Source organism: Xanthobacter cornucopiae, from assembly GCF_043195065.2.
Taxonomy (GTDB): Bacteria; Pseudomonadota; Alphaproteobacteria; order Rhizobiales; family Xanthobacteraceae; genus Xanthobacter.
This window is the reverse complement of sequence record NZ_CM195531.1, coordinates 1,841,925-1,868,392: the sequence shown is the minus strand read 5'-3', so window position 1 is coordinate 1,868,392 and position 26,468 is coordinate 1,841,925. Positions and strand designations below refer to the sequence as shown.

Annotated in this window: 19 protein-coding genes; 7 read left to right on the top strand and 12 right to left on the bottom strand. The window is 70.6% G+C overall.

The features are described from left to right. The first annotated feature begins 140 nt into the window (after positions 1-140). The gene (locus tag V5F53_RS08325; protein WP_393997139.1) at positions 141-422 is read left to right on the top strand and encodes a hypothetical protein; all 282 of its coding nucleotides are present in this window, start codon (positions 141-143) and stop codon (positions 420-422) included. Positions 423-508: 86 nt separating this feature from the next. On the opposite strand, the gene V5F53_RS08320 is transcribed toward V5F53_RS08325, so the two are convergent. From V5F53_RS08320 to V5F53_RS08285, 8 genes are all read right to left on the bottom strand, one after another. Next, positions 509-997, bottom strand: coding sequence for a hypothetical protein (locus V5F53_RS08320; protein ID WP_393997138.1), 489 nt, complete (start codon positions 995-997; stop codon positions 509-511). Then, on the bottom strand, positions 990-1,877 hold the full coding sequence (locus tag V5F53_RS08315) for a ParA family protein (RefSeq protein ID WP_393997137.1): 888 nt from the start codon (positions 1,875-1,877) through the stop codon (positions 990-992). Before V5F53_RS08315 ends, V5F53_RS08320 begins: the two co-directional genes overlap by 8 nt. Before the next feature lie 198 nt (positions 1,878-2,075). Beyond that, positions 2,076-3,467 carry a GntP family permease gene (locus V5F53_RS08310; protein ID WP_393997136.1) on the bottom strand — a complete coding sequence of 464 codons (1,392 nt, stop codon included), beginning with the start codon at positions 3,465-3,467 and terminating at the stop codon, positions 2,076-2,078. 256 nt (positions 3,468-3,723) lie between these two features. After that, entirely contained in the window at positions 3,724-4,776 is a 1,053-nt protein-coding gene (gene argC, locus V5F53_RS08305; protein ID WP_393997135.1) for an N-acetyl-gamma-glutamyl-phosphate reductase, read from the bottom strand. Between the two features lie 134 nt (positions 4,777-4,910). Further along, a complete protein-coding gene (gene glpX / locus V5F53_RS08300) occupies positions 4,911-5,897 on the bottom strand; it encodes a class II fructose-bisphosphatase (RefSeq protein ID WP_393997134.1) in 987 nt (328 codons plus the stop codon). A 64-nt stretch (positions 5,898-5,961) separates the two neighbouring features. Continuing rightward, complete coding sequence (locus tag V5F53_RS08295; protein WP_393997133.1) at positions 5,962-7,281, bottom strand: homoserine dehydrogenase; 1,320 nt, start codon at positions 7,279-7,281, stop codon at positions 5,962-5,964. Between the two features lie 84 nt (positions 7,282-7,365). Beyond that, positions 7,366-8,586: an LL-diaminopimelate aminotransferase gene (locus tag V5F53_RS08290; RefSeq protein ID WP_393997132.1), complete on the bottom strand. Its 1,221-nt coding sequence runs from the start codon at positions 8,584-8,586 to the stop codon at positions 7,366-7,368. 125 nt (positions 8,587-8,711) lie between these two features. Beyond that, complete coding sequence (locus V5F53_RS08285; protein WP_393997131.1) at positions 8,712-8,981, bottom strand: hypothetical protein; 270 nt, start codon at positions 8,979-8,981, stop codon at positions 8,712-8,714. Between the two features lie 375 nt (positions 8,982-9,356). On the opposite strand from V5F53_RS08285, the gene phaC reads away from it, so the two are divergent. Next, positions 9,357-11,264: a class I poly(R)-hydroxyalkanoic acid synthase gene (phaC, locus tag V5F53_RS08280; RefSeq protein WP_393997130.1), complete on the top strand. Its 1,908-nt coding sequence runs from the start codon at positions 9,357-9,359 to the stop codon at positions 11,262-11,264. Between the two features lie 169 nt (positions 11,265-11,433). Beyond that, entirely contained in the window at positions 11,434-12,012 is a 579-nt protein-coding gene (locus V5F53_RS08275) for a hypothetical protein (RefSeq protein WP_393997129.1), read from the top strand. On the opposite strand, the gene V5F53_RS08270 is transcribed toward V5F53_RS08275, so the two are convergent. From V5F53_RS08270 to V5F53_RS08260, 3 genes are read right to left on the bottom strand one after another with little or no spacing between them, the layout of a single operon-like run. Next, positions 12,001-13,038: a YcjF family protein gene (locus V5F53_RS08270; protein WP_393997128.1), complete on the bottom strand. Its 1,038-nt coding sequence runs from the start codon at positions 13,036-13,038 to the stop codon at positions 12,001-12,003. The two genes, V5F53_RS08275 and V5F53_RS08270, sit on opposite strands and share 12 nt — an antisense overlap. Positions 13,039-13,098: 60 nt before the next feature. Next, positions 13,099-14,571, bottom strand: coding sequence for a YcjX family GTP-binding protein (locus V5F53_RS08265; RefSeq protein WP_393997127.1), 1,473 nt, complete (start codon positions 14,569-14,571; stop codon positions 13,099-13,101). 5 nt (positions 14,572-14,576) lie between these two features. Beyond that, on the bottom strand, positions 14,577-15,098 hold the full coding sequence (locus V5F53_RS08260; RefSeq protein ID WP_393997126.1) for a SixA phosphatase family protein: 522 nt from the start codon (positions 15,096-15,098) through the stop codon (positions 14,577-14,579). Between the two features lie 281 nt (positions 15,099-15,379). Here V5F53_RS08260 and V5F53_RS08255 point away from each other — a divergent pair, with 281 nt between their 5' ends. The 3 genes from V5F53_RS08255 (at position 15,380) to V5F53_RS08245 (ending at position 23,386) form a co-directional block, all read left to right on the top strand. Next, complete coding sequence (locus V5F53_RS08255; RefSeq protein ID WP_393997125.1) at positions 15,380-16,810, top strand: FAD-dependent oxidoreductase; 1,431 nt, start codon at positions 15,380-15,382, stop codon at positions 16,808-16,810. A gap of 331 nt (positions 16,811-17,141) precedes the next feature. After that, positions 17,142-19,103, top strand: coding sequence for an autotransporter assembly complex protein TamA (locus V5F53_RS08250; protein WP_393997124.1), 1,962 nt, complete (start codon positions 17,142-17,144; stop codon positions 19,101-19,103). Further along, a complete protein-coding gene (locus V5F53_RS08245; protein WP_393997123.1) occupies positions 19,103-23,386 on the top strand; it encodes a translocation/assembly module TamB domain-containing protein in 4,284 nt (1,427 codons plus the stop codon). Before V5F53_RS08250 ends, V5F53_RS08245 begins: the two co-directional genes overlap by 1 nt. A gap of 737 nt (positions 23,387-24,123) precedes the next feature. Here the strand turns inward: V5F53_RS08245 and V5F53_RS08240 are convergent. Further along, positions 24,124-24,462 (bottom strand): hypothetical protein, encoded by a 339-nt coding sequence (locus V5F53_RS08240; RefSeq protein WP_393997122.1) that lies wholly within the window; start codon positions 24,460-24,462, stop codon positions 24,124-24,126. Positions 24,463-24,609: 147 nt separating this feature from the next. Between V5F53_RS08240 and V5F53_RS08235 the strand changes: the two genes are divergently transcribed. Next, positions 24,610-26,379, top strand: a complete 1,770-nt coding sequence (locus V5F53_RS08235; protein WP_393997121.1) for a potassium/proton antiporter — start codon at positions 24,610-24,612, stop codon at positions 26,377-26,379. Positions 26,380-26,468 lie beyond the last annotated feature (89 nt).

Below are 26,468 nucleotides of genomic sequence, written 5' to 3'. Positions count from 1 at the left end.
GGTCCGAGCCGGGCCGGGCGCTTGCGACATCCGTTTGGACGGGGCGAGGACGAATGACCGTTGCGATTGCAGCCCTGCGGGCCTGCCGTTGGGGGGCGGCATGATCGCGGCGCGCCGATAATACCAAAGGCCCGTGAGCGTTGCTCACTTCGGCCGTGGGCACCGGGACGGTGACGCAGATCCTGGTGGACATGACGGCCCGGTGGCGGCCACACCCGGAAACGGACCTTCATGTCATCCGGGAATGCTTCGTCCACTTCGGCGCCAATTTCGCCGCCTTTATGGCTGGGGGTGCCCTTGCCGCCGTCCGTGACCTGTGGCTGGGCATGGGGGCCGTGCTGGTGCCGCCGCCGGTGGCCGCGGCCGAGATCTTCACCCGGCCGCCCGAGGCGCCGACCGGCTCGGGGGCGCGGCCACGCTGATCGGCGATCGTTCTGTCGCTGACGGACACCGGGCCAGCTTCGACCGCACGAGGTTCGAGCTGGACGAGGTTCGAGCCGGACCCGCGCTATTCGCGCCGGTCGGAGACCTGAATGGCGGTGCGCCCGCTCATGCGCTTGCGCCGCGTCGGCGCGTCCGTGCCGGGCTTCGCCGCTGGAGCGGGCGGGGCGGGCGCCTCCTCGGCCTTCGGCTTGGGGGGACGCTTGGATGTCTTCTTGGTCGGCGCCGCGCTCATGCTGGCGCTGCCGTCCGCCAGGGCCAGCACGTGCCGCACGCGCAGGGGCGGAGTGCTGAGACCCGTGGCATGGGGGTCGAAGCGGGTGACGAGGGCCTTGACCTTGGCGGGGGGCACGCCGTCCAGGGCATCCTCGAACACGGAGGGACCGACCAGGGCGCGGATGGCAACGAGGTCATCCAGGGCGAGCCCGTCATCGGCGAGGCGCGCTGCGACGATCTTGTGCACGAACCCGCGCACGGCTTCCGGCGCCACGTTGAAAAGCGCGGGATGGGCCAAGATCTGATGAAGCACCTGAAAGAAATCAACGTCCTCAATCATTGAGGCGTCTCCACGTCTCGTCCATGAGGTCTCGCACCAGTTGAATTCCGTTTCCCCATTTTTGCACGAAAGTCGGCTGTGCAGAATACTGTTCCGGGTCCATGGCGCGCTCGATGGCTGCCTGACTGTGCATAACGAGGTCGAACAGGGTGAACACGGCATCCGGTTCCCCAGCCTCTTCCTTCATCTCCGCAAGCACCTGCTTGTGCTGGGTCTTGCGCGGGTCCACCCGGGTGGCGAGCACCGCGGGCCGGCGCTTGGGCTTCGGCAACGCCGAGGGCTTGGTCTGGAGGTCGCCCCAGATCGAGGTCTGAAAGATGTCGAAGCCGAGGGTGGACAGAAAGTCGGGAATGGTGGGCACGATCACGAGGTCGGACAGGCGAATGGCCACCTCCGTGAAGGCGGAGATGCCCGGTGCGCAATCGAACAGGATCAGGTCGTAGGTGGCGCGCAACTGCGGCAGCACGTCCTGCAGCACCTTCACCGTCCGCCCTTCCAGGGCCTTCAGCCCGTATTGCTTTTCCGCAAACTCGAAGATGATCTCGCGTTCCAGCATGCGCAGGCGCGGGTGGGCGGCGATCAGGTCGATCGGTAGCGCCTGTCCGGCCTTTGTGACATTCGAGATGTTGGGCGCGATGTAGGTGGAGATGGCGGGCTTGGTGTCGCGCAGCAGGCGATCGTCCAGGAACGAGGTGATCGTCCGCCGCTTGTCGTAGAGCTCGCGCAGCGCATCATCAGGCGCGAAGCAATAGGAGACGTTCGACTGGGCATCGAGGTCCACCACGAGAACCCGCATCCCAACGGCGGCAAACCCTTCCGCCAACATGACGACCGTCGTGGTCTTGCCGACGCCGCCCTTCATGTTCGCAACCGCGATCACGCGGCCATTCCCAGCCAACATGCCACTTTGCCCCACACGGTGCCCTCGGCGCACGCTAGCGGAGGTGTGGATGAGACACAATACAACGCAATGGCGATGAGATGCGCCCCGCCCGCGGGCGGTGGCGCACGGGCGGGGCTGTAAACAGCGCAAATCCCGCATCGGGGATGCGGCGGCGGCCGCATCCCCGCTGGTTTTTCAGTACAGGCCGGTGAGCCAGTAGAAGGCGATGACGAAGAACACCGCCGCCGTCTTGATGAGGGTGATGGCGAAAATGTCGCCATAGGACTGGCGGTGGGTGAGCCCCGTCACCGCCAGCAGGGTGATGACGGCGCCGTTGTGGGGCAGGGTGTCCATGCCGCCGGAGGCCATGGAGGCGACGCGGCTCATGACTTCCAGCGGAATGCCGTAGGCGTGGGCCTGGGCGATGAACTGCTCCGACATGGCGGCCAGCGCGATGGACAGGCCGCCGGAGGCCGAGCCGGTGATGCCGGCCAGGGTCGTGACCGTGATCGCCTCGTTGATCAGCGGGTGCGGGATGGCCGAGAGCGCCGACTTGATGAGCAGGAAGCCCGGCAGCGCCGCGATCACCGCACCGAAGCCGTATTCGGTGGCGGTGTTGAGCGAGGCCAGCAGAGCGCCGCCCACCGCGTCCTTGGAGCCGCCGGAGAACTTGCCGGCGATGGTCTTGAAGGACAGGACGGTGACGGTGACGATGCCGAGCAGCAACGCCGCCTGCACCGCCCAGATGGCCGCCCAGGTGGCGGTGGGCACGCTCACGGCGGCGGCGCCTTCCACCAGGGTGGCGCTGGCGGTGGGACCGAACCAGGTGGGAATGAGGCGCGCGAAGATCAGGTTGGCGATGCCGACCACCACCAGCGGCGAGAGGGCGAGCCAGGGCGAAACCAGCGGCACGCTCTCATCCACCACCACTTCGTTGATGTGCCCGGTGCCGTAGCCCTCGCCCTTGGCCTGCGCCTGCTTGCGGCGGAACTCCAGGTAGGAGAGGCCCACCACCAGGATGAAGGCGGTGCCCACCAGGCCCAGGATGGGCGCGGCATAGGCCGTGGTCTTGAAGAAGGTGGTGGGGATGATGTTCTGGATCTGCGGGGTGCCCGGCAGGGTGTCCATGGTGAAGGAGAAGGCCCCCAGCGCCACCACCGCCGGCAGCAGGCGCTTGGGAATGCCCACCTGGCGGAACATTTCCGCGCCGAACGGATAGACCGCGAACACCACCACGAACAGCGACACGCCGCCATAGGTGAGCAGCGCACCCACCAGCACGATGGAGAGGATGGCGCGGCCCGGCCCCAGCAACTTGACGATGGCCGAGACGATGGAGCGCGAGAAGCCCGACAGCTCGATCAGCTTGCCGAATACGGCGCCGAGGAGGAACACGGGAAAGTAGAGCTTGATGAAGCCCACCATCTTTTCCATGAACAGGCCGGAAAAGACGACGGGCACCGCGCCGGGGTCGGTCAGCAGCACCGCCCCGAGCGCCGCGACCGGCGCGAACAGGATGACGCTGAAGCCCCGATAGGCCACGAACATCAGGAAGAAGAGCGCCGCAAGGCAGATGATGAAGCTCATCGGCGTTGATTCCAAAAGGAGAATGAATGGCGGGGGACGTCTGTCCCCATGCTCGTGCATGCACGGGCATGGGGAAGCTAGCCTGCCATAATCAGGGCAGCGACTCACCTTGGGCTGATATCCACCAAGATATTTGCAATTCGTTAACCATTCCGCAGCGGAATACATCGCGCGGAGAGTGTAGCTTGAAAATAAAACAACCGCCCGGGCGTCGCCGCGGGCGGTTGCGATCAACGGGATGGCCCGCCGTGCGGGGTCAGGGCATGAGGGCGATCTGGTCCAGGCCCAGGGTCTCGGGGTATCCCAGCACCAGGTTCATGTTCTGGATGGCTTGGCCGGAGGCGCCCTTCACCAGGTTGTCGAGGGTGGAGATGATGACGGCCCGCCCGGGCACCCGGTCCGCCACCACGCCGATGAACACCATGTTGGAGCCGCGCACATGGCGCGACTGCGGCACCGCGCCCAGCGGCAGCACATGCACGAAGGGTTCGCCCGCGTAGTAGCTGGCGAGGATGCCATGCAGGTCGGCGGCGCTGGCGCCGGTGGTGCGCACATAGATGGTGGCGTAGATGCCGCGGTTCATGGGCGCCAGCACCGGCACGAACATGGGGCTCACCGGCCGCCCCGCGGCCTTGGAATATTCCTGGTCCAGCTCGCCCATGTGGCGGTGGGAGCCGACCGAATAGGCGTGGATGCCCTCCGACACCTCGGAGAACAGCATCGCCTCCTTGGCCGAGCGGCCAGCCCCGGACATGCCGGTCTTGGAATCGATGACGATGGAATCGGGCTCGATGGCGCCGGCCTCCAGCAGCGGCACCACCGGCAGGATGGAGGTGGTGGTGTGGCAGCCGGGATTGGCCACAAGCCGGGCCTTGCGGATGTCGTCGCGATAGATCTCGACGAGGCCGAACACCGCCTCTTCCTGCAGCTCGGTGGCGCCATGGGCGTGGCCATACCACTGCTCGTAGGCGCCGGGATCGGTGAGGCGGAAGTCGGCGGACAGGTCCACCACCTTCACGTCCGGCGCCGCGTCGAACACCCGCTTGATCACCTGCTGGGTGGTGGCATGGGGCAGGGCGCAGAACACCAGGTCCACGGCCGAGAAATCCACCGCGTCGATGGTGACGAGGGTCGGCAGCGGAAACGGCGCGAACTGGGGGAACACGTCGGCCATGGATTGGCCGGCCTTGCGGTCGGCGGTCAGGGCGACGATCTCGACGCGGGGATGGCGCAGCAGCAGGCGCACCAGCTCGGAGCCGGTGTAACCGGAGGCGCCGAGAACCGCGATCCTTGCCTTTGCGTCCGCCATCTTCCACTCCTGCCACCGCCGGCGCCCGGAATGGGCCGGCCCTGTCGGGGCCAGGGTGTGTACACCCATCCCGTATCAGGGAAAAGACGGCGGCCGGGCCGCGCGCGCCGGGTTTATCGGCGCGCCCGGTGCTTTCATTCGCCGATGTGGAACTTGCGGAAGTCGCGGTGCTGGGTGGTGATGCGGCGCACCGTGCCGGTGGCGGCCCGCAGCACGATGGTGTCGGTCTCGATCACGTCGCGGCCGAAGCGCACCCCGCTCAGCAGCGCTCCGTCGGTGACGCCGGTGGCGGACACGAAGCAATCCCCGCGCACCATTTCTTCCAGGTGGTAGATCTTGGAGCCGTCGCGGATGCCCAGCGCCTTGGCCTGCTCGCGCTTGCGCTCGGTGTCGAGCACGAGGCGGCCCTGCATCTGGCCGCCGATGCAGCGCAGCGCCGCCGCCGCCAGCACCCCTTCCGCCGCCCCGCCCAGGCCGAGGTAGATGTCGACCCCGCTCTCCTCCGGGTTGGTGGTGTGGATGATGCCGGCCACGTCGCCGTCGGTGATGAGCTTGATGGCGGCGCCGGTCTTACGCACCGCCTCGATGAGGGGCGCGTGGCGCGGCCGGTCGAGGATGAGCGCGGTGATCTCGGAGGGCGGCACGCCCTTGGCTTCCGCCAGCGCCCGCACATTCTCCTCCGGCGCCTGCGACAGGGAGACGATGCCTTCGGGAAAGCCGGGCCCGATGGCCAGCTTTTCCATGTAGACCGGAGGCACCTTGAGCAGGGAATCGGCCTCGGCGATGGCGAGCACCGAGATCGAGCCCTCCATGTTCTTGGCGCACAGGGTGGAGCCTTCCAACGCGTCCACCGCGAGGTCCACCTTCACGCCGCCGGCGCCGAAGGTCTCGCCCACGAACAGGTGCTCGGTCTCGCCCTTCGCGCCCTCGCCGATGACGACGATGCCGCTCAGCGGCGTGCCCTGCAGCTCGCGATAGCAGGCATCCATGGCGGCGAGGTCGGCTGCCTGCTCGTCGCCGCGCCCGCGCAGGCGGGCGGCGGCAACGGCGCACCGCTCGGTGATCTGGGCCAGGTCGAGGGCGAGACGGCGGTCGAGGACCTGAGGCATTCTCTGGGACATGTTCTGAGGCATCCGAGCGGCGCAAAATGGATTTGATCGTCGGCGGCTTCGATCCGTCCCGCCGTCAGTCCTTCTCGATGCGGATGACCTGCGGCAGCGAGGCCACCACGCCGTCGCCCTCGATGGCGGCGATGGCGCGCCGCACCGCCTCCTCCGAGGTGGCGTAGGTGATGAGGATGACACGGGCGATGCCCTCGCGCGGGCTGCCAGGGCCGGCTTCGCTTTGCTGCCCGCCGGGGCGCCGCTGCACGATGGATTCGAGCGAGATGCCCTCGTCGGCCATGCGCCGGGCGATGGTGGCGGCGGTGCCGGGTTTATTCACCACCGAGAGGCGGATGTAATAGCCGCCTTCGTGGCGCTGCATGGCGGCGCGCTCGGGCTTCGGCAGGGTGTCCACGGGCAGGCCGAAGGTGAAGCCCTTCACGCCGCGCGCCACATCGGAGAGGTCGCCCACCACCGCCGAGGCGGTGGCGTCGCCGCCGGCGCCGGGGCCCACCAGGGTGAGGCTGACCGCGTCCGCGTCCACGGCCACCGCGTTGGTGACGCCGGACACCTGGGCGATGGGCCAGTGCTTGGGCACCATGGTGGGGTGCACCCGCTGTTCGATGCCGGTTTCGGTGCGCAGGGCCACGCCCAGCAGCTTCACCTTGTAGCCGAGGTCGTCGGCGGCCTCGAGGTCCTCCAGGGTGAGCTGGCGGATGCCCTCCACATAGATGGCCTCCGCGTCCACCTGGGTGCCGAACGCCAGGGAGGTGAGGATGGCCAGCTTGTGGGCGGTGTCGAAGCCGTCGATGTCGAAGGTGGGGTCGGCTTCCGCATAGCCCAGGCGCTGGGCCTCGGCGAGGCAGGTGTCGAACGAGAGCTTCTCGTTGGCCATGCGGGTGAGCATGTAGTTGCAGGTGCCGTTCAGGATGCCCGACACCCGCTCCACCGCATTGCCCGCCAGCGACTCGCGCAGGGTCTTGACGATGGGGATGCCGCCGGCGACCGCCGCCTCGAAGTGGAGGCCGGCGCCGCTGGCCTCGGCCCGGCGCGCCAGCTCGACGCCCCACTTGGCCAGAAGCGCCTTGTTGGCGGTCACCACCGGCTTGCCCAGGTCGAGCGCCGCCGCCACCGCCGCCTTCGCCGGGTCGTCGGCGCCGCCCATCAGTTCCACGAACACGTCGATGTCCGGGTCGCGCGCCAGCGCCACCGGGTCCTCGTACCAGCGCAGGGCGGACAGGTCGACGCCGCGGTCGCGGCTCCGGTCGCGGGCGGCCACCGCCACCACCGTGATGCGCCGCCCGGTGCGCGCGGCAAGATCGCCCGCGCGCCGTTCGAGCATGCGGATGACGGCGGCCCCGACGGTGCCAAGGCCGGCGAGGCCCACTTTCAAGTCGCTCATGGATCGGACCGGTTCTTTCCGAAGGAACAGGACGCCCGCGCGCGGCGGGCGTGATGTCTCAGGTGTGCGCCAAGGCCCGCGGTGTCAGCGGGCGGCGGTCAGCGGCACCACATTGTGCAGGGTGTGGCCGGCCTGGTCGAAGAAGCGGCGGATGTTGCGCGCCGCCTGGCGGATGCGCTGCTCGTTCTCCACCACCGCAATGCGCACGTACTCGTCGCCGTGCTCGCCGAAGCCCACGCCGGGGGCCACCGCCACCTCCGCCTTCTCGATGAGGAGCTTGGCGAATTCCACCGAGCCCATGTCGCGGAACGGCTCGGGAATGGGCGCCCAGGCGAACATGGAGGCCTTGGGCACCGGCACCGGGAAGCCGGCGCGGCCGAACGAATCCACCAGCGCGTCGCGGCGCTTCTTGTAGGTTTCGCGCATCTCGGCGACGCACTCCTGCGGGCCGTTGAGCGCGGCCGCCGCCGCCACCTGGATCGGCGTGTAGGCGCCGTAGTCGAGATAGGACTTCACCCGCGACAAGGCGGCGATGAGGCGCTCGTTGCCCACCGCGAAGCCCATGCGCCAGCCGGCCATGGAATAGGTCTTGGACATGGAGGTGAACTCCACCGTCACGTCCATGGCGCCCGGCACCTGCAGCACCGAGGGCGGCGGGTTGTCGTCGAAATACAGCTCCGCATAGGCGAGGTCGCTGAGGACGATCAGGTCGTTCTTCTTCGCGAACGCCACCACGTCCCGGTAGAACTCCAGGTCCGCCACGCAGGCCGTGGGATTGGAGGGATAGCACAGCACCACGGCGATGGGCTTGGGGATGGAATGGCGCACCGCCCGTTCCATGGCGTGGAAGAATTCCGGCCCCGGCTCCACCGGCACCGAGCGGATGACGCCGCCGGCCATGAGGAAGCCGAAGGCGTGGATGGGGTAGGACGGATTGGGGGTCAGGATCACGTCGCCGGGGGCGGTGATCGCCTGCGCCATGTTGGCGAAGCCTTCCTTCGAGCCGAGGGTGGCGACCACCTGCCGCTCCGGGTCCAGCTTCACGCCGAACCGGCGCTCGTAATAGCTGGCCTGCGCCCGGCGCAGGCCAGGAATGCCCTTGGAGGCGGAGTAGCGGTCGGTGCGCGGCTTGCCGATGGTCTCTTTCAGCTTCTCATAGACATGCGCCGGCGCGTCGAGGTCGGGGTTGCCCATGCCGAGGTCGATGATGTCCACCCCGGCATTGCGGGCGGCGGCCTTCACACGGTTCACTTGCTCGAACACGTAGGGCGGCAGCCGGCGAATGCGGTGGAAATCGGTGGTCATCTGATTGGCTCCAGGGTGCCGCGCGTCCTGTGTCTCCCGGCGCGGCGAACGGGTCTTTTAGCACTCTTCGGAGAATGAAAAAGCGATGATTGCGATGGTTCTGGGGCAACACCGCGATTACGGCGTCAATTGCCGGACTGGATGGCGGCCTGGACCTTGGCCTCGCGCTCCTTGGAGAGGCGCTCCAGGTCGCTTTGCAGACGGGCCCGCTGCGGCTCGGTCAGCACCTGGCGTCCGGGCCGGGCCGGCGCGCCCACCGTGGGGTAGGAATCATGGGTGACTTCCGGTACGTCCGCATGGGGCGGCACCGGCAGCGACAGCGGCCCGTCGCTGGAGCAGGCGGCGAGGCCGGTCATGGTTCCGAGGGCCACCACGGCAAGGGTGCGGCGCAGCATCGGGCGAAGCGGCGGGCGGGTCCGCCTGCGGGGGCGCATCATGGGCATGAATGCACGCGAATCCCTCGTTCTGATGGCGGCCTCCGTAGTCCCGCGAGGCTCGATCCGGGTCCGTTCGTCCGCTAATATGCGCAAATTGGGAAACGCGAAACAAGCGACGCCAAAGTCCGCACAAAAAGCGGAGCGCGATAAGGGGATGGCGGAATGTCCGCAGTCGAGGGAACGCCCAGAATCGAAAGTCCGCCCGCACATGCGCCGCCGTCCGCCGGCGCCGCCGAGGGACCGCCCGACGGGCCGGTTCAACCGCCGTCCGCCGGCGTCCACGACATTCACCCAACGGCTGCAATTCAGGGATTGAGCCTTAAGGAGCGTGCCATGACCACTTCCGCTGCCCCGTTCGCACCACCGCCGGAGCCGAGCTCCCCGGTGGCCACGCCCGCGCAGCCGGTCGAAAGCGCGCCCGCGGCCGCGCCGCCCGCGGCCGCGAAGGCAGCGCCCGGCGCCGAGGAGCCCCGGAGCCTCAATGTCGAGACCTTCGCCCACAACCTCGCCCAGCTGGTGGAGGAGAGCGGCAAGGCGGTGGCGGCCTATCTGGCGCCGCGCGAGGCCGGCAAGAAGGCCGATGACATGGCCGACGACATCGCCGACGCGCTCAAGACCGTGAGCCACGTGGCCGAATACTGGATGGCCGACCCCAAGCGCACGGTGGAAGCGCAGACCCGGCTCATGGGCGGCTACCTCTCGGTCTGGGCCAACACCATGAAGAAGCTGGCGGGCGAGGCCGTGGAGCCGGTCGCCAAGCCCGATCCCAAGGACGCCCGCTTCAAGGACGAGGGCTGGCGCGAGAGCCCCATCTTCGACGCCCTGAAGCAGGCCTATCTGGTCACTTCCAACTGGGCCGACGACATGGTGAAGGAGGCCGAGGGCCTCGATCCCCACGTTCGGCACAAGGCGGAGTTCCTGGTCAAGCAGATCTCCAATGCGGTCTCGCCGTCGAATTTCGTGCTCACCAATCCGGAGCTGATCCGCGAGACCATGTCCTCGTCCGGGGAAAACCTGGTGAAGGGCATGCGCAACCTCACCGAGGATCTGGTGGAGGGCGGCGGCTCGCTGAAGATCCGCCAGACCGACATGACCGCGTTCGAGCTGGGGCGCAATCTGGCGCTGACGCCCGGCAAGGTGATCTATGAGAATGAGCTGATGCAGCTCATCCAGTACGCGCCGACCACCGCCAGCGTGAAGAAGACGCCGGTGCTGATCGTTCCGCCGTGGATCAACAAGTTCTACATCCTCGACCTCACGCCCGAGAAGTCGCTGGTCAAGTGGCTGGTGGACCAGGGGCTGACGGTGTTCGTCATCTCCTGGGTCAATCCCGACCAGCGTCTCGCCGCCAAGGGCTTCGACGACTACATGCGCGACGGCATCATGGCCGCGCTCGACACCGTGGCCATCGCCTCCGGCGAGCGGCGCGTGCACACCATGGGCTATTGCGTGGGCGGCACCCTGCTGGCCGCGACCCTGGCCTACATGGCGGAGACCGGCGACGACCGCATCGCCTCCACCACCTTCCTCACCACCCAGATCGACTTCACCCACGCGGGCGACCTGAAGGTGTTCGTGGATGAGGCCCAGATCGAGGTCATCGAACGCAAGATGAAGGAGATGGGCTATCTGGAGGGCAGCAAGATGGCGGCGGCCTTCAACCTGCTGCGCTCCAATGACCTGATCTGGCCCTATGTGGTGAACAACTATATGAAGGGGAAGGCGCCGTTCCCGTTCGACCTGCTGTTCTGGAACGCGGATTCCACCCGCATGCCGGCGGCGAACCATTCCTACTACCTGCGCAACTGCTACCTCTCCAACAACATCGCCAAGGGCAAGGCCGAGCTCGCCGGGGTGAAGCTCGACATGCATAAGGTGTCGGTGCCGGTCTATTCGCTGGCGACGCGGGAAGACCATATCGCTCCGCCGAAGTCGGTCTATGTGGGCGCGAACCTGCTGTCGGGCCCGGTGCGCTACGTGCTGGCCGGTTCCGGCCACATCGCCGGCGTGGTCAACCCGCCGGTGCGGATGAAGTATCAATATTGGTCCGATGGTCCCATCGGTCCCGATTACGACCTGTGGCTCCAGGGGGCGCGCGAGCAGAAGGGCTCGTGGTGGCCGGACTGGCTCAACTGGTTCAGCTCCTGGCATGCCGACGAGGTGCCGGCGCGCGAGATCGGCGGCGGCCGGCTTACCCCCATCGAGGATGCGCCCGGACGTTATGTGAAGGCGCGCTCCTGACGCTTCGCGTCTGCATTTCGCGACGCCGCGCCCCCATGGGCGCGGCGTCGTCGTTTCAAAGACCGGGCCGGCGACCCGAGGTCGCGGCCGGCGCACGCGAATGCGGCGGGCCGGATGCCCTTGCGCCCGATGGCGCCTTCGCCGACACAGGAAGGCGCAGCGAGGACCCATGCCCGATCCGTCCCAAGCCCTCACTTATTCCTATCATCCCCGCCTGGGGGGCGCCGGCGTGCGGCTGACCCTCGAGGATGACGCGCTGGGCTGGCTGGTCGGTCCGCGCGAAGGCCGGCTGCGGCTGGCCGACATCGCGCGGCTGCATCTGCGCTTCCAGCCCGCCAAGTTCGCCGCCGCTACCTTCGAGCTGGAGATCCTGGGACGGGAGGGCTCGCGCCTCGTCGCCGCCTCCGCCTCCCGCACCTCGCTGACGGCGGTGCGGGACCAGGGGCCGGACTATGCCCGCTTCGTCCGCGCGCTGCATGGCGCCGTTGCCGCGGCCGGTGTGCCGGTGGCCTGCCAGGGCGGCTATGGCCGCCTGCGGTGGGGGCTGATGGTGGCGCTGGGCGCGCTGGCGGGGCTGGGGCTGCTGGCGGTGGTGGCCTTCGCTTTGGCCGAGGCGCAATGGACCACGGCCGGCCTGATCGCCCTGCTGTCGGCGCTGGTGGGCTGGCCTACGGTGGAGACGCTGGCGCGCAACCGGCCGATCCGGTACCGGCTCGACGCGCTGCCCGCGCACCTGCTACCGGCGTGAGGCGTCGGCCTCCTCCGCCTCGGCCTTGCGCAGCAGGCCGGTCGCGACATCGGCGAGGCGCGGCGCCGGCAGCGCGGCGAAGGGCAGGGGGCGGGTGACGGCGATGGCTGCCAGGCCCAGCCGGGCGGTGAGCAGGCCGTTGACCACGCCCTCGCCGAGCTTGGCGGAGAGCCGCGCCGCCAGCCCCTGGCCGATGATCTGCTGCACCAGCGTGTCGCCGGCCGCCATGCCGCCGGTGATGGCAAGGTGCCCGAGCACATGCCGCACCAGCCGCACCATGCCGAGGGCGCCGGGCCGTCCGCCGTAGAGCTGCGCCAGCCGCCGCATCAGCGAGATCGCGGTGTAGAGCACGAAGGCGAGGTCCACCAGCGCCCGGGGCGACACCGCCGTGACCACCGACACGTTCTTGGCCGCCTCCGACACCATTTGCCGGGCGCGGGCGTCGAGGGCCGCCAGCAGGGTGCGCTCGGTGAGCCGGACCAGGTCGGCGCCGTCGATAATGCCGTCCATGTGGCTCTTGAGGTCGGCGCGGGCGCGGGCGAGGCTCGGCTGCTCGGCGGTGATGCGCAGCAGGTCGCGGGCCACCGCCTCGGCCAGGGCCCGGTCGTCCCGGGCGAGGGCGTCGGCCGCCCGGCCGCGCACATGATCGAGATGGGCGAGGCGCGCCAGCCCGCCGAGCTCGCGGCCGATGAGAACCGCGCCGGTCAGCACCAGAACCACGGCGAGGCCGAGCCCCACCGCGCCGAGCACCGGCGACTGGGTGTAGAGGTCGGTGACGAGCCGGCTCAGCCCCACATAGAGCGCGAGGCTGGCGACGCCGCCGGCGGCGGTCCAGAACAATCCCCCAAGGGTCAGCCCGAGGCGGGACAGCCGGCTGCGGCGCGGCGCGGCGGCGGACGCCGGGTCCAGCGGTGGCAGCTCCGGTTCCGCCGGCTCCGGCGGCGCCAGGGTGATGTCGCTTTCGTCGAGCTTGAACACCTGCGGCCGGCGCGGGGGACGCTGCGGGCTCACGCGGTCGTCGGTCATGTGGTCTCCCTGCGGTCGCCGGGACGCAGCCCGAAATCGGCGCCGGATGGTCCAGGGGCGTTATGCCAGCCGGTCGCCCAGCAGGAATTCGAGCGCCCGGTCGAGGCGGATATGGGGAATGGGGCTCGCGTCGCCAATGCCGGCCGGCGGACGGAACTTCAGGAAGCGGAAATCGGCTTCGTCCGCATGGGCGGAGGCGAGGCCGCGAAAGCCGGTGCCCGAGGGATCGAACAGGGTGTCGGGGTCGGCCGGCAGATCGCCGGGGAACACGGCCACCTCCTCCGCGCCGTCGAACACGTGGCCGCCGGCCTGCTGGCCCGCCTCCGGCGTGCCGACGATGGCGGCCAGTTCCTCCCCGTCGCGGCGGACCCGGGCTTCGCGGGTGGCGCGGATGGCGGCCAGGGCCACCACGTCCAGGGTGGCGCCGTGCTCGTGGGCGCGCTCCCGCGCCCGCTCCACGAGGCGCGCGAGGATGGCTTCCAGCCGGTCGTGGCTGGACTGGTGCAGGTGGTCGGCCTTGGTGGCGGCGAACAGCACCTTGTCGATGCGCGGCCGGAACAGGGCGCTGGCGAGGCTGTTGCGGCCGGTGCGGAAGGCGGCCAGGATGCCGTCCAGTGCCCGTTCCAGGTCGGCGAGGGCCGCCGGCCCGGCGTTCAGCGCCGAGAGCGCGTCCACCAACACGATCTGCCGGTCCAGCCGGGCGAAATGGGTGCGGAAGAAGGGGCGCACCACGGCGCTCTTATAGGCCTCGAACCGCCGTTCCATCATGGCGCCGAGGGAGGCGGCCCTGCCGGCGCCGCTCCTTGGCCCGCCTTCGGTCGGTGGGTCGATGGGGGCGAAGGTGAGGGCCGGGGAGCCTTCGAGGTCGCCGGGCATGAGGAAGCGGCCGGGCGGCAGCAGGCTCATGGCCAGCTTCTCGGTGCGGCAGGCGGCGAGATAGGTGGTGAACAGGGCCGCCAGCTCGCGCGCATGGGCCTCCTCGGCCACGGCGTCGGCGGGGTGGGCGGCGACCGCCGCCAGATAGGGCCCCGCCACTGCGGCGCGGGCGGGGGCGCGGGCCAGGGCCAGGCTCTGGCGGGCGAAATCGGCGTAGCTCATGTCGAGCAGCGGCAGGTCGAGCAGCCATTCGCCGGGATAATCCACCAGGTCCAGGGTGAGGGTGCGCGGACCGCGCGCGCCGGCGTAGTCCACCGCGATGCGCAGCTCGCTGACCCGCGTGGTGGAGCCGGGCCAGTCCCGTGCCCGGGCCAGGGTGTCGAGATGCGCCTCGTAGGCGAAGCGTGGCACCGCGTCGTCGGGCTGGGGCTGCAGCGTCGCGCGGGCGATGCGCCCCGACTGCATGGCGCTGAACACCGGCAGCCGCCCGCCGTGCATGAGCGCGTGCACCAGGGCCGTGGTGAAGATGGTCTTGCCCGCCCGCGACAGCCCGGTCACGCCCAGCCGCAGGGTGGGATGAGCGAGGCCCTCCACCCGGTCGGCCAGGGTGAGCAGCGCGATGCGCGTGTCCTCGATGGCGCGGGTGAGGCCGAACATGGCGGTCAGGCGGCTCCCGCGAGGTCGCGCGGCACGACGAAGCGGTCGAGCCGCCCGCTGCCGGGGGTTGCCGCGCACCAGTCGTCCACCGGCAGGTCGATGACCGCCAGCGCGCCGGTGGGGAACTTCTCCGACAGGCGCTCAAGGTCGGGCGCGGACCCGCCGGCGACCAGGGTGCTGGCGAGGTCCTCCATGCCGGGGTTGTGGCCGATCAGCATGAGGGTGTGGATCTGCCGGGGCTGCTCGCGCACCACCGCCAGCAGGCGGGCGGCGCTGGCGTCATAGAGGCGGGGCTCGCTGGCCATGGTCGGCACCGGCGGCATCTTGCCCGACACCAGCTCCCACGTTTCCCGGGTGCGCCGGGCCGGCGAGACCAGCACCCGGTCGGCGCCGAGCCCCTGCTGGGCGATGTAAGCGCCGATGCGTGGCGCCGCGCTGCGGCCCCGGGGCGCCAGCGGGCGTTCCTGGTCGACCACTCCATCGGGCCAGTCAGACTTGGCGTGACGCAGCAAAATGAGACGGCGCATTTCAAAACCGATAGCTGAAAATCGCTCCACTTATGCCGGGCCTGATGCTGCGCCGCAACCCGCGGCCGGCGGGCGGAGGCGTGATTAGGCGGGGCCGATGGTAGCACATGGCCGCGCGACGGGATTCCGCAACGGCGGAAACGCTTTTTCAAAGCTGCTGGTGGAGAATTGAGGCAGACTTTCGCATGCGACCGTCCATGGCGCCCGGACCCGGATCGCGGGGGGCCATGGATGCGCAAGCCGTCGCCCGCTGATCCCGCTGTCGCCGACCGCGAGGTGCCATGACGAGACCGTTGCCGCCACCCGCTCCCGCGCCGTTGCCTGGACGACGGCCCGCCCTCATCGCCACCCGTGATTGCGATGTCTGCATCGTCGGCGCCGACGCCGCCGGCCTCCTCCTTGCCTGCGACCTGGCGGCGCGGGGGAGCGATGTGGTGCTGATCCCGCTGCCGGGCGACGACATCACCCTGGAGATCGATTCGGCGCTGGCGCCGGGCTTCCGCCTGTCCGCCCCGGACCTGCTCGGCCGCGTCGGCCGGGCCGATGCCGGCGAGCTGCTCGCCTTGTCGGCCGAGGCGGCGCGGCGCGGCGTGCTGCTGGCGCAGGAGGCGGGCGTGGCCCTCGGGCCGAGGGGGCGGCTCATGGTCGCCCGGCCCCATGCGGCCGCCCAGCTTGCCGCCGAGCAGGAGGCGCTGGCCCGTCTCGCGCCCGACACCAGCCTCCTGCTGCCCGCCGCCGACATCCGCGAGCTGCTGGGCACGGATGCCTTCGTCCTGGCGCTTGGGCGGGTGCCGGCGCACCGGGTGGACGCGGCGGCCTTTCGCGACGTGCTCGCCGCGGCGGCGGCCGAGGGCGGGCTCACCCTGCTGCCGCCGGCCCCGGACCTGGAGGCCGACGTGCGCGGGCTGCGTAAGTACCTCACGACGCCGGACCTGAAGGTGCGCGCCTATCAGGTCGTCTTCAGCGGCGGCATTGCCCTGCGCCGGCTGGTGCCGGAACTGGCGCCGAGCCTCGTGCCGATGCCGTGGGTGAGCGGCCGCTTCCATGTGCCCGGGGCCGGCGCAGCCTATGCGGGCCTGGTGGAGGAGGCGGGGACCACCGGCCGGCGCTGGTCTTGGGACGCGGATCATCTGTCCATCGCCGCCGAAACCGCCACCTGGGTGCGTGGCCGCGCCGCCGCGACCCGGGTTCTGCGCCGCCACGCCGCCGCCTGCGGCCACCCGGCCGGCGCGAGCGGAGAGGCCGCGCGCGCCGTGATGCTGGCCTCCACCCGCCGGGCGATGCCCTTGGTCCAGGAGGGCGAGAAGGGGGTCTGGTATTGTGCCACCATCGGGGGTGAGGAGCTCGCCCATGCCGTGCTCGGCGCCGAGCTGATCGGCCGCGCCATCACCGATCGGGACGACCGCATCCGTCTGCTGCGGCCCTTCGGCCTGGAGCCGGCGGGCACGCGGCCGGTGTCGCGCCTCGCCCGCATGGGGGGCTACTGGCGCTGCCGTCTTGCCGAGACCCTGTGGCCCGGGCCGGAGGCGGCTGACCCTGCGGGCGACGGCGCCGCGGCGCAGGCCGCTGCCGGGCCCCTGCCGCCCCCGCGCACAGGACATCTCGCGCCGGTGCGCGGCGGCGCCTCGGCGGCGGTGGCGTTCTCGCGCCGGGCGGCGCTGGCGGCCGGCCGGCTGGCGTTCGGGGCCGCGCGGCGGCCATCGGCGGACTGAGCCGACGGTAAAAATGCGCTCAGCGTAAGTTTTCCATGAACGGGTGGCGGCCATGGCCACGGCCCGGCGGCGCGGGCTGGCGCCGCGCCAATGGCGCGAAGCGCTTGGCTCGCCTTCGCCGGGAAACAATGCGAGACTGCGCGGCGTGCGGCGCAGCAGAAACGAGGCGTGCGCGGCGGGCTGGCGGAGGAGAGGGGAGGGGGTACCCTAAGGTGAAATTTACGGACAGCCGGTAGCGTCCCCTGCAAGAGCCGGTTATCTCCCCTGGATACGGCACTGCGAAATCCCGCCGATGCCGGCTGGGCGACCGTTTCTAGACTTTCGAGTGGACATGGCGAGACCGGCGAGACTTCCTCAGACCACAGGCCTGCGCGCGCTGACCCTGGCTGCCGCGGTGGCCGCGCTCGGCGTGGCGCCGGCGCGGGCGGAGGACGCCGGCTTCTTCGACCCCATCCTCAATTTCTTCAATCCGAATCGCGAGGCCGAGAAGACCCCCGCCATCGACGCCGTGCCCTATACGGTCGACATCGAGGTGGTGAGCGGCGACACCGCCATCCGTGACGCCATCAAGGAGGCCTCGAACCTCGAGAGCCTGAAGGCGCGCCCGCCCTCCGGCGCCGCCGGCCTGGTGCGCCGGGTGATGGGCGACCGCGAGCGCATCATCGCCGCGCTCTATGCCAACGGCTATTACGGCGGCACCATGGAGATCACCGTCTCCGGCAACCGCCTCGACACCGCCAACATCTTCGACATCGTGGAGGCGAGCCGCGCCCGCGGGCCGGTGCCGGTCAAGATCGTGGTGGACCCCGGCCCGCTGTTCACCTTCGGCACGGTGCAGATCCTGGATGCCGCCACCCGCCGGCCGCTGGCGGACGCGCCCACCCAGCGCGCGCTGCGCATGGAGACCGGCCAGCCGGCGCGCGCCGACGCCATCGTCGCCGCCGAGACCTCGTTGTCGAACCACTGGCGGCAGATGGGCTATCCCTTCGCCAAGGTGGCTGACAAGCAGGTGGTGGCCGACCACGCGAGCCACCGCCTGAACGTGACCTTGCTGGTCTCCACCGGCCGCGCCGCCACGTTCGGGGATTTCACCGTGGTGGGGGCCGGCTTCCTCACCCCCGGCTTCATCGAGGACCGCATCGAGATCCGGCCGGGCGAGCCGTTCTCGCCGGAGCGGCTGGCGGCCCTGCGCCGGCGGCTCACCAAGATCGAGGCCATCGGCTCGGTGCGCATCCGCGAGGCGGACCAGCTGAAGCCCAACGGCGAACTGCCCATCACCATCGAAGTGGCGCCGCGCGACCCGCGCTATATCGGCTTTTCCGCCAAGTATTCCAATACCGATGGCTCGTCGCTGACCGGATTTTGGGGCCACCGCAACCTGTTCGGGGGGGGCGAAACCCTGCGCCTCGACGCCAGCGTGTCCTGGTTCGGCCAGAAGTCGGACGCGGTGCCGGATGCCGATCCGTTCGGCTACCGGCTGGCGGCCAGCTTCACCAAGCCGGGCATCATCACCGCCCAGGACGACCTGCTGGCGGAAGTGGCGGTGCTGCGCGAGGTGACCAACGCCTATGTCCGGGAGGGCTTTACCGCCGTCACCGGCATCCGCCGCCGCTTCAGCGAGCAGTTCTCCGCCCAGGTGGGCCTCGATTTCGAGAACTCCACGGTGCAGGACGCCGACAGCAAGGGCGATTACTTCATCTTCGGCGTTCCGGTGAATTTCAATTTCGACAATACGGATTCGCCGCTGGATGCCTCCCGCGGTATCCGCGCGGCGGCCACCATCGAGCCGTTCGCCTATCTCGGCGAGAGCGGAGCGGGCCCGGTGATGGCCAAGGGGTCGCTGTCGGCCTACCACGCCTTCGACGACGAAAAGCGCTACATCATTGCCGGTCGGGTGGCGGCCGGCGGCTACATCGGCGCCGACCTCTACGACGTGCCGGCGCAGCGGCGCTTCTATGTCGGCGGTGGCGGCTCCCTGCGCGGCTACGACTATCAGTCGGTCAGCCCGCGCAACGCCTACGGCGTCATCATCGGCGGCCTCAGCTTCTTCGAGGCGTCGGCGGAATTCCGCGTGCGCGTCACCGACACCATCGGCATCGTGCCGTTCTTCGACATGGGCTCGGCGTTCGCGACCGAATATCCCGATTTCAGCGGCATGAAATACTCCGCCGGCATCGGCCTGCGCTACTACACGGCCATCGGCCCGCTGCGGCTCGACCTGGCCATTCCGCTCAATCCGGGACCCGACGACGGCTCGTACGGCGTCTATGTCAGCTTGGGGCAGGCGTTCTGATGGCGGCGCGCGGCATCTCCTCTCTCGTCCTGCGGGGCATCGGCTACACCCTCGCTGGTGTGCTGCTGGTGCTGGTGGCGCTGTTCGCGGCGCTGCAGACCGGACCCGGCAAGGGCGCGCTGGCCCGCATCGCCTCGTCGCTGGCGTCGGTGTCGGGGCTCACGGTGTCGATCTCCGACATTGGCGGCGGCGTGCCGTGGAACATGAGCATCGGCCGGATCGCCGTCGCCGACGCCAAGGGGCCGGTGGCGGAGGTGGAGGCGCTGCGCCTGTCCTGGCATCCGCTCGCGCTGCTCTCCGGCGTGGTCGATGTGGAGGCGGTTGAGGCCAAGCGGATCGCCGTGGAGCGGCTGCCGGAACTGCCACCGTCTGAGCCGGCGCCCGCCAGCAGCGGCGGCGCATCGTTCATGATGCCGGTGCGGCTCGGCCGGCTGGCGGTGGACGACATTGCCATCGGCGCACCGGTGCTGGGGCATGCGGCGCAACTCTCGCTGGTCGCCTCGGCTGACCTGATGGCCGCGGGCAAGGGCCTGGCGGCGGATTTCGCGCTGGATCGCAAGGACGCGCCCGGCACGGTGAAGGGCCGGGTCCACTACACCCCCGACACTCGCATGCTGGATGTGGACATTGCCGCCAGCGAGCCGGCGGGGGGCCTTGCCGCCCGCGCCGCGGGCATGGACGGCCTGCCGCCCCTGGACGCGCGGGTGAGCGGCAAAGGCCCCATCGACGCCTGGGACGGGACATTCTCGCTCGCGGCCGGCACCGTGGCGCAGCTCAGCGGAGCCGCCGGGGTGCGCGCGGTGGGCGGCGGCCATCGCCTCACCCTTGCCGTCGACGCCGATGTGTCGCGGCTGCTGCCCAAGCCGGTGGCGCCCCTGTTCGAGCAGCGCACCGAGGTCGCGGCGACCGTTCTCTTGGAAGAAGCACGGCCGCTGGATGTGGAAAACCTGAGTGTGCGGGCGGTGGGCTTCGGCTTTGCCGCCAAGGGCAAGGTGGACCCGGCTGGCACCGGCTCGGACCTTGCCTTCAGCGCGGTGGCGGGCGAGCCGGAGCGCTTCGCCGCCCTGGCGCCGGGAGTCGCCTGGAAATCCGTGAAGCTGGAGGGCAGCCTGAAGGGCGCCCTCGCCACCCCCGCCGTGTCCGCCCGCCTCGATGGGGCTGGCCTGTCCGGCGCCGGCTATGGCGCCGGCACCGTGGTGGCGGAGGTGAAGACCGCGCCGGACGGCGGCGATCTCACCGTGGCCCTGACGGCCAACGCCTCCGGCCTGACCGCCGCCGATGCCAAGGTGCGGAGCGCGCTCGGCGACACCGCCCAGGTGACAGCCACCGCCGTGAAGCCCGCCACGGGCGACCCCCGGCTGACCGGCTTCTCGGCCCGCCTCGCCGCCCTGTCCGCCCGCTTCGCCGGCACCGCCAGCGCCGCGGCCGCCAGCGGGACGCTGCAGCTGGAGCGGCTCGATCTCGCCGCCTTCGGTCCGCTGGCCGGGCGCCCGCTCGCCGGCACCGCGCGGCTGGATGCGGACGTGAAGGCTGCCGATGCGTTCCGCCAGCTCACCTTGAAGCTGTCCGGCGGCACTGAGGGCATCAAGACCGGCATCGCCGCCGTGGATGGCCTGTTCGGCGCCACCAGCCGGCTCTCGGGCACCCTGACCCGCGCCGGCGAAAGCGCCTTCGCGGTGGACAACCTGACCCTGGTGGCCACCGGCCTCGACCTGAAGGTGGACGGCACGCTGTCCACCCGCGTCGCCGATCTCAAGGCCAATCTCACCCTTGACGACCTGAAGCGCGTGGAACCGCGCCTCAGCGGTCGCCTGGAGACATCCGCCGCATTCTCCGGCAGCCTGGATGCGCTCGCCGTCGCCGCCCGCGTCGCGGTGCCCGAGGGTGCCGCCATGGGACAGAAGATCGAGGGGTTGGCGCTTGGTGTCGACGCCCGCGATCTCACCGGCCTGCCCTCCGGCCGCTTCACCCTGGACGGCCGCATCGCCGGCAAGCCCGCCACCGGCGGCGGCGCCTTTGCCCTGGCCGATGCCGGCGCGGCGCGGCTGGACAATCTTGACCTCGCCATCGGCTCGGTGACGGCGCGCGGCAGCGTGGCGCGGGGCGCGGACGGCCTGTTCGGCGGCCAGCTCGCGGTGGCGGCGGCCAACCTCGCCGATCTGTCGGCCCTGGCGCTGACGGAATTGGCCGGCCGGCTCGACGCGCGGGTCGATCTTTCCGCCGCCGACGGTCGCCAGAGCGTGGCGGTGAACGCCACCGCCGACAACGTGCGCGCCGCCGGCCAGAGCGTGGGCGCCGCCCGCGTGAACCTGACGGTGGTCGATCCCGCCGGCCAGCCGGTGCTCGACGGCACCGTGACCCTCACCAATGTGGAGGCCGGCGTGTCCATTCCGCGCGCCAGCCTGCAGGCGCGCGGGGCGGGGCGGGGCACCGCGCTTACCCTCGATGCCCAGGTGAACGGTGCCGCCGTGGCCGCCGCCGCCCAGGTCAACCACCAGGATTCCACCTCCCGGGTGCGGCTCGATCGCCTGAGTGTGGCGCGGGGCGGCACCACCCTCGCCAGTTCGGCGCCAGCGACCCTGACCATCGCCGGTGGCGACGTCACCATTGACCGGCTCGCCCTGGCCAGCCGGGGCGGCAGCGTGGCGGTCTCCGGCCGCGCCGGGAGCACCCTCGACCTGTCGCTGGAGGTGCGCGCCCTGCCGCTGGCGGTGGCGGAACTGGCCGCGCCCGGCCTCGGCCTCGCCGGCACCGTGAGCGGCACCGCGCGGCTGAGCGGCCCGGCGAGCCGGCCGGAGGGGCCCTATGACATCCAGGTGTCGCGGCTGTCGACACCCGATCTGGCCAAGGCGGGCGCGGGACCGTTCGACATTCGCACCGCCGGTGCCCTCGGCGGCGGCCGGGTGACGACGCGGACCACCATCACCGGCACCCATCTGTCGAATGTCACCCTCAACGGCTCGGCACCGCTGGGCGCAGGGGATCTCGACCTTGCGGTGCGCGGCGGCATCGACCTGCGCATCGCCAATGCGTCCTTGGCCGCCCTCGGCAGCCAGCTCACCGGCACCGCGACCATCGACGCCACCGTGCGCGGCACCGCGGCGGAGCCCCGCGCCGGCGGCACCGTGCGCCTGAGCGGCGGGCGCTACAGCGACGGCGTGAGCGGCATCACCCTGGACCGCATCGAGGGCGTCATCGCCGGCACTGACCGCTCGGTGACCGTGAATTCGCTCACCGCCCGCACCCCCAACGGCGGCAGCCTCTCGGCGCGGGGCACGGTGGGCCTCGACCCGGCGGCCAATTTCCCCGGCCGCATCGAGGTGACCATGCAGAATGCGGGCCTCGTGAACAGCGAGCTGATCCGCCTCGTCACCGAGGGCCGCATCGCGGTGGAGGGGCAGTTCACCAACGGTCCACGCGTCACCGGCCGCGTCGATATCCGCGCCATGGACGTGAACATCGCCGAGCGGTTGCCCGGTGGCGCCCAGGCGCTCAACGTGAAGCATGTGAACGATCCGCGCGGCCGCAACGCGGCCCGGGCCGCGCCGCCGGCACGGCCGCGCGAGCGCGGTGGCGCGGCGAGCCGGGGCATTGGCCTCGACCTGACGGTGGCCGCGCGCAACAACATCTTCGTGCGCGGCATGGGCATGGAGGCGGAACTGGGTGGCCAGATCCACGTCAGCGGCACCAGCAGCGCCCCGGTGACCGATGGCGGCTTCGAGATGCGGCGCGGCCAGTTTGACGTGCTCGGCCGGCGGCTGAACTTCACCCGCGGCAAGATCACCTTCACCGGCAGCACCGATCCCGATCTCGACTTCGTGGCCGAAACCACGGCCAATGACATCACCGCGCGCATCCTGGTGAGCGGGCCGGCCTCGCAGCCGGACATCACCTTCAGCTCGACGCCGACCCTGCCGCAGGACGAGGTTCTGGCGCGGCTGCTGTTCGGCCGCACCGCCGGCTCGCTCACCGCGGCGCAGACGCTCCAGGTGGCGCAGGCGCTGGCGCAGTTTTCCTCCGGCGGCGGCGTGATGAATCAGATGCGCAAGACGCTGGGCGTGGACAGCCTGGACGTGGGCGCCAACTCCGCCGGAACCGGAGCCCAGGTGGGCATGGGCCGGCGCATCAACGACCGCATCTACATGGGCGTGCGGCAGGGCACGACGCCCAATTCAAGCGCCGTGACGGTGGATGTGGACATCACCAAGAACATCCGCCTGCAGGGGGCGACCGGAGCGGACGGCAATACCTCGGTCGGCATCGGCGCGCAGTGGGACTATTGATACCATCGGCTCCGGTCTTCGACCGGTGCCAGGCGGGTCCGCGCAAGCGCCGCGCAGGTTTTGCGATGACCCGCGCGCCTTCGCCCTGTCGCGTCGCGCCCTTGGGGATGCTGGCGGTGCGGAGAGGTTCCGGCGCTACGCGAACGTCGACCGGGAGCCGTGCCGCCGGTCCATGGCTGAAGATCGGCGGTGTTCGGCGGCTGGCCACTGCGGCCTCGCGCGGCCGTCGGCCATGGCCTGCCCACCGTGATCGGGGCGCAGGCTGAGGGCGGCGAGCCGCGCTTTCGCCCTGTCGCGGGCGGGATGCGAAAAGCGGATGGCCCGGTCCGAACGGTCGTCTGAGACTGCCGCGCCCTGGCCCGGCGCGGACCGGACCGCGCTGGTCGCGCGGGCGGCGGGGCCTGCCGTCAAGGATGGCCCGGGCTGCACGTGTCGAGGGTGGCCTGAGGGTCTGTGCGCGGCTGGGCTCTATCGCTCCAGGCGCGCGATGGCTCGGTGGTCCGCGCCCCCTGGCGCCAACGGAACCTCTCTCGCGAGACGGCCATCGGGCGGCAGTCTGCCCCGCGGGTCCGCAGGCGGCGGCGTGGCCACGATCTTGATTCAGATGCGCATCGCGCGCCCTGTCCGGGCGTGTCCCCGCCGGGCGATGGCAGCCACCTGCGGCCGTGGCAACGCGGCTCAGGATGGATGCCGAGGGTCCGGTCCTCAACGAAGTCTGGCGCGGATAATGGCTGGTCTCAGTGCACTTGCAAGGCGGCCAGGAGCGCGGCCTGGGCGGGGCCGGTAATGTGGTCCACCCTTATGGTGCTCGCCGGGGGGAAGGCCGCGACCAGGGCGCTGTCCGTCGGCGGCTCGATGGCTCCGTACCAAGCTACAGGCAGGGCGGTCAAGCGAACACCGTCCTGGTCCAGCGGATAAACGCCGACCCCGGCCGTGAACTGGCTGTCCGCCTCGGCGATCTCGATCGCGAGATCGTAATCGAAGCAGACCGTCTCCGCTTCCTTCACCCACATGCCGTCCGCCGCGAGGGCGAAGGGAATGACGAGATAACAAGTCACCTTGCCGCGAGACGGCATCTGTCAGAATCCTCACGAACGCGTCTGGCGTGCCCCCAAGATCGCCCATGGATTCCCGCAACACCGGGAACCTTACGCGGTTGGGGGATGTGGCGCTACTGTTGCTTGCGTGCGTGGCCAGGGGATGGAGCGGGGCGGCGAGGGTGCATGGGGTCGGTGGTCGTTTCCAATCTGGTGCTGCTGGTGGTGGCGGCACTGCTCGTGGCCGGCACGCTGTCGAGCCTGCTGGCGGCCCGCTTCGGCGCGCCGATCCTGCTTCTGTTCCTGCTGGTGGGCGTGCTCGCCGGGGAGGGCGGGCCCGGCGGCATCCATTTCGACGACTACTGGGCCACCTACATGGTGGGGTCGGCGGCGTTGGCGGTCATCCTGTTCGACGGCGGGCTGCGCATGCGGATCGGCGCCCTGCGCGGCGCCGTGGCTCCGGCGGCGACGCTTGCCACGGCCGGCGTGGTGCTGACGGCGGTGCTGGTGGGGCTGGTGGCCAGCGTGCTGCTGCGCCTGTCCTTGCTCGAAGGCTTTCTGGTGGGCGCCATCGTCGCCTCCACCGATGCCGCGGCGGTGTTCTTCCTGATGCACGCCCAGGGGCTGCACCTGGGCCGCCGGGTGGGGGCGGTGATCGAGCTCGAATCCGCCACCAACGACCCGGCGGCGGTGTTCCTGACAGTGCTGCTGGTGGAGATGCTGTCCGCCGATTTGTCAAATCCCGGCCTCGCGGTGGTGGTGGGGGTGGGGCGCGAGCTGGTGGTGGGGGCGGCGTTCGGAGTGGCGGGCGGCGCTATCCTGGCGGCCCTGATGAACCGGCTGGACCTGCCGGCGGGGCTGCATCCGGTGCTGGCGGTGGCGGCGGCAGTGCTGCTGTTCGCCATCACCTCGCTTTCGCATGGCTCCGGTTTTCTGGCGGTGTTCCTGGCGGGCCTGGTCCTCGGCAACCGGCCGGTGCGGGCGATCGCGCCCATCACCAGCTTCCTCAATGCCGTGACCTGGATGTGCCAGATCGTCATGTTCGTGATGCTGGGGCTGCTGGTGTCACCCCAGAAGATTCTGGAATACGCGCTGCCGGCGCTGGGGGTGGCGGCGTTCCTGATCCTGGTGGGACGGCCGGCGGCGGTGTTCGCCTGCCTGCTGCCGTTCCGCTTCAGCATTGACGAGACGGCGTTCGTGTCCTGGGCGGGCCTTCGGGGGGCGGTGTCGATCTTCCTCGCCACCATTCCCATGCTGGCGCACCTGCCGCGGGCGGAGGTCTATTTCAACGTCGCCTTCGCGGTGGTGCTGGTGTCGCTGGTGCTGCATGGCTGGACCATGGTGCCTGCGGCGCGGCGGCTCGGCGTGGCCCTGGCGGACCCGGTGCCGTCGGTGCGGCGGTTCGAGATCGATCTTCCAGGCCAGCTCGAGGTGGAGCTGGTGGCCTACCCGGTGGCGGAGGGCGCCCCGGTGGCCGCGCGCGGCGCGCTGCCGGCGGGCACGCGCCTGATGATGGTGGTGCGCGACGGCCAGACTTTGACCCCGGAAGCGGCCGGCCCCCTGGCGGCGGGAGACTATGCCTATGTGCTGGCGCCGCCGCAGCGGGTGCATGGGCTCGACCGGCTGTTCCGCCCGCAGGAGGCGATTGCCGCGGACGACGGGGCCGCCTTTCCCTTTGTGGGCGAGGTGCGGCTGGGCGACCTGGCGGGGCTCTATGGCCTGCCGGTGCCGCAGGAGGAATGGGCGCTCACCATCGCCGACGCCTTCGCCGACCGCGCCAGCGACCGGGTGGCGCCGGGCATGCGCATCGCCTATGGCCGGGCCCTGATCGAGGTGCGCGACGTGGACGACGGGCGCGTCACCTGGGCGGTGCTGCGGCTGGAAGGGGGCCGGCTGCGGCGCGGCCTGCGGCGGCTGGGGCGCCTGTTCGGCCAGGGCGACAGTGAGGACGATTGACCGCCGCCGCCACCGGTTGCCGGACGGGTGTTCGCCGGGCGGTCATCTTGCCGCCGCGCGCGGCGGTCACAAGACGCCGGGAACCACGG

Excerpts from the sequence above, each read along its gene's own strand:
- V5F53_RS08320 (WP_393997138.1), bottom strand. The coding sequence starts at position 997 with ATGATTGAGGACGTTGATTTCTTTCAGGTGCTTCATCAGATCTTGGCC.
- V5F53_RS08310 (WP_393997136.1), bottom strand. The coding sequence starts at position 3,467 with ATGAGCTTCATCATCTGCCTTGCGGCGCTCTTCTTCCTGATGTTCGTG.
- argC (WP_393997135.1), bottom strand. The coding sequence starts at position 4,776 with ATGGCGGACGCAAAGGCAAGGATCGCGGTTCTCGGCGCCTCCGGTTAC.
- glpX (WP_393997134.1), bottom strand. The coding sequence starts at position 5,897 with ATGTCCCAGAGAATGCCTCAGGTCCTCGACCGCCGTCTCGCCCTCGAC.
- V5F53_RS08295 (WP_393997133.1), bottom strand. The coding sequence starts at position 7,281 with ATGAGCGACTTGAAAGTGGGCCTCGCCGGCCTTGGCACCGTCGGGGCC.
- V5F53_RS08290 (WP_393997132.1), bottom strand. The coding sequence starts at position 8,586 with ATGACCACCGATTTCCACCGCATTCGCCGGCTGCCGCCCTACGTGTTC.
- V5F53_RS08285 (WP_393997131.1), bottom strand. The coding sequence starts at position 8,981 with ATGCTGCGCCGCACCCTTGCCGTGGTGGCCCTCGGAACCATGACCGGC.
- phaC (WP_393997130.1), top strand. The coding sequence starts at position 9,357 with ATGACCACTTCCGCTGCCCCGTTCGCACCACCGCCGGAGCCGAGCTCC.
- V5F53_RS08275 (WP_393997129.1), top strand. The coding sequence starts at position 11,434 with ATGCCCGATCCGTCCCAAGCCCTCACTTATTCCTATCATCCCCGCCTG.
- V5F53_RS08270 (WP_393997128.1), bottom strand. The coding sequence starts at position 13,038 with ATGACCGACGACCGCGTGAGCCCGCAGCGTCCCCCGCGCCGGCCGCAG.
- V5F53_RS08265 (WP_393997127.1), bottom strand. The coding sequence starts at position 14,571 with ATGTTCGGCCTCACCCGCGCCATCGAGGACACGCGCATCGCGCTGCTC.
- V5F53_RS08260 (WP_393997126.1), bottom strand. The coding sequence starts at position 15,098 with ATGCGCCGTCTCATTTTGCTGCGTCACGCCAAGTCTGACTGGCCCGAT.
- V5F53_RS08255 (WP_393997125.1), top strand. The coding sequence starts at position 15,380 with ATGACGAGACCGTTGCCGCCACCCGCTCCCGCGCCGTTGCCTGGACGA.
- V5F53_RS08250 (WP_393997124.1), top strand. The coding sequence starts at position 17,142 with ATGGCGAGACCGGCGAGACTTCCTCAGACCACAGGCCTGCGCGCGCTG.
- V5F53_RS08245 (WP_393997123.1), top strand. The coding sequence starts at position 19,103 with ATGGCGGCGCGCGGCATCTCCTCTCTCGTCCTGCGGGGCATCGGCTAC.
- V5F53_RS08240 (WP_393997122.1), bottom strand. The coding sequence starts at position 24,462 with ATGCCGTCTCGCGGCAAGGTGACTTGTTATCTCGTCATTCCCTTCGCC.
- V5F53_RS08235 (WP_393997121.1), top strand. The coding sequence starts at position 24,610 with ATGGGGTCGGTGGTCGTTTCCAATCTGGTGCTGCTGGTGGTGGCGGCA.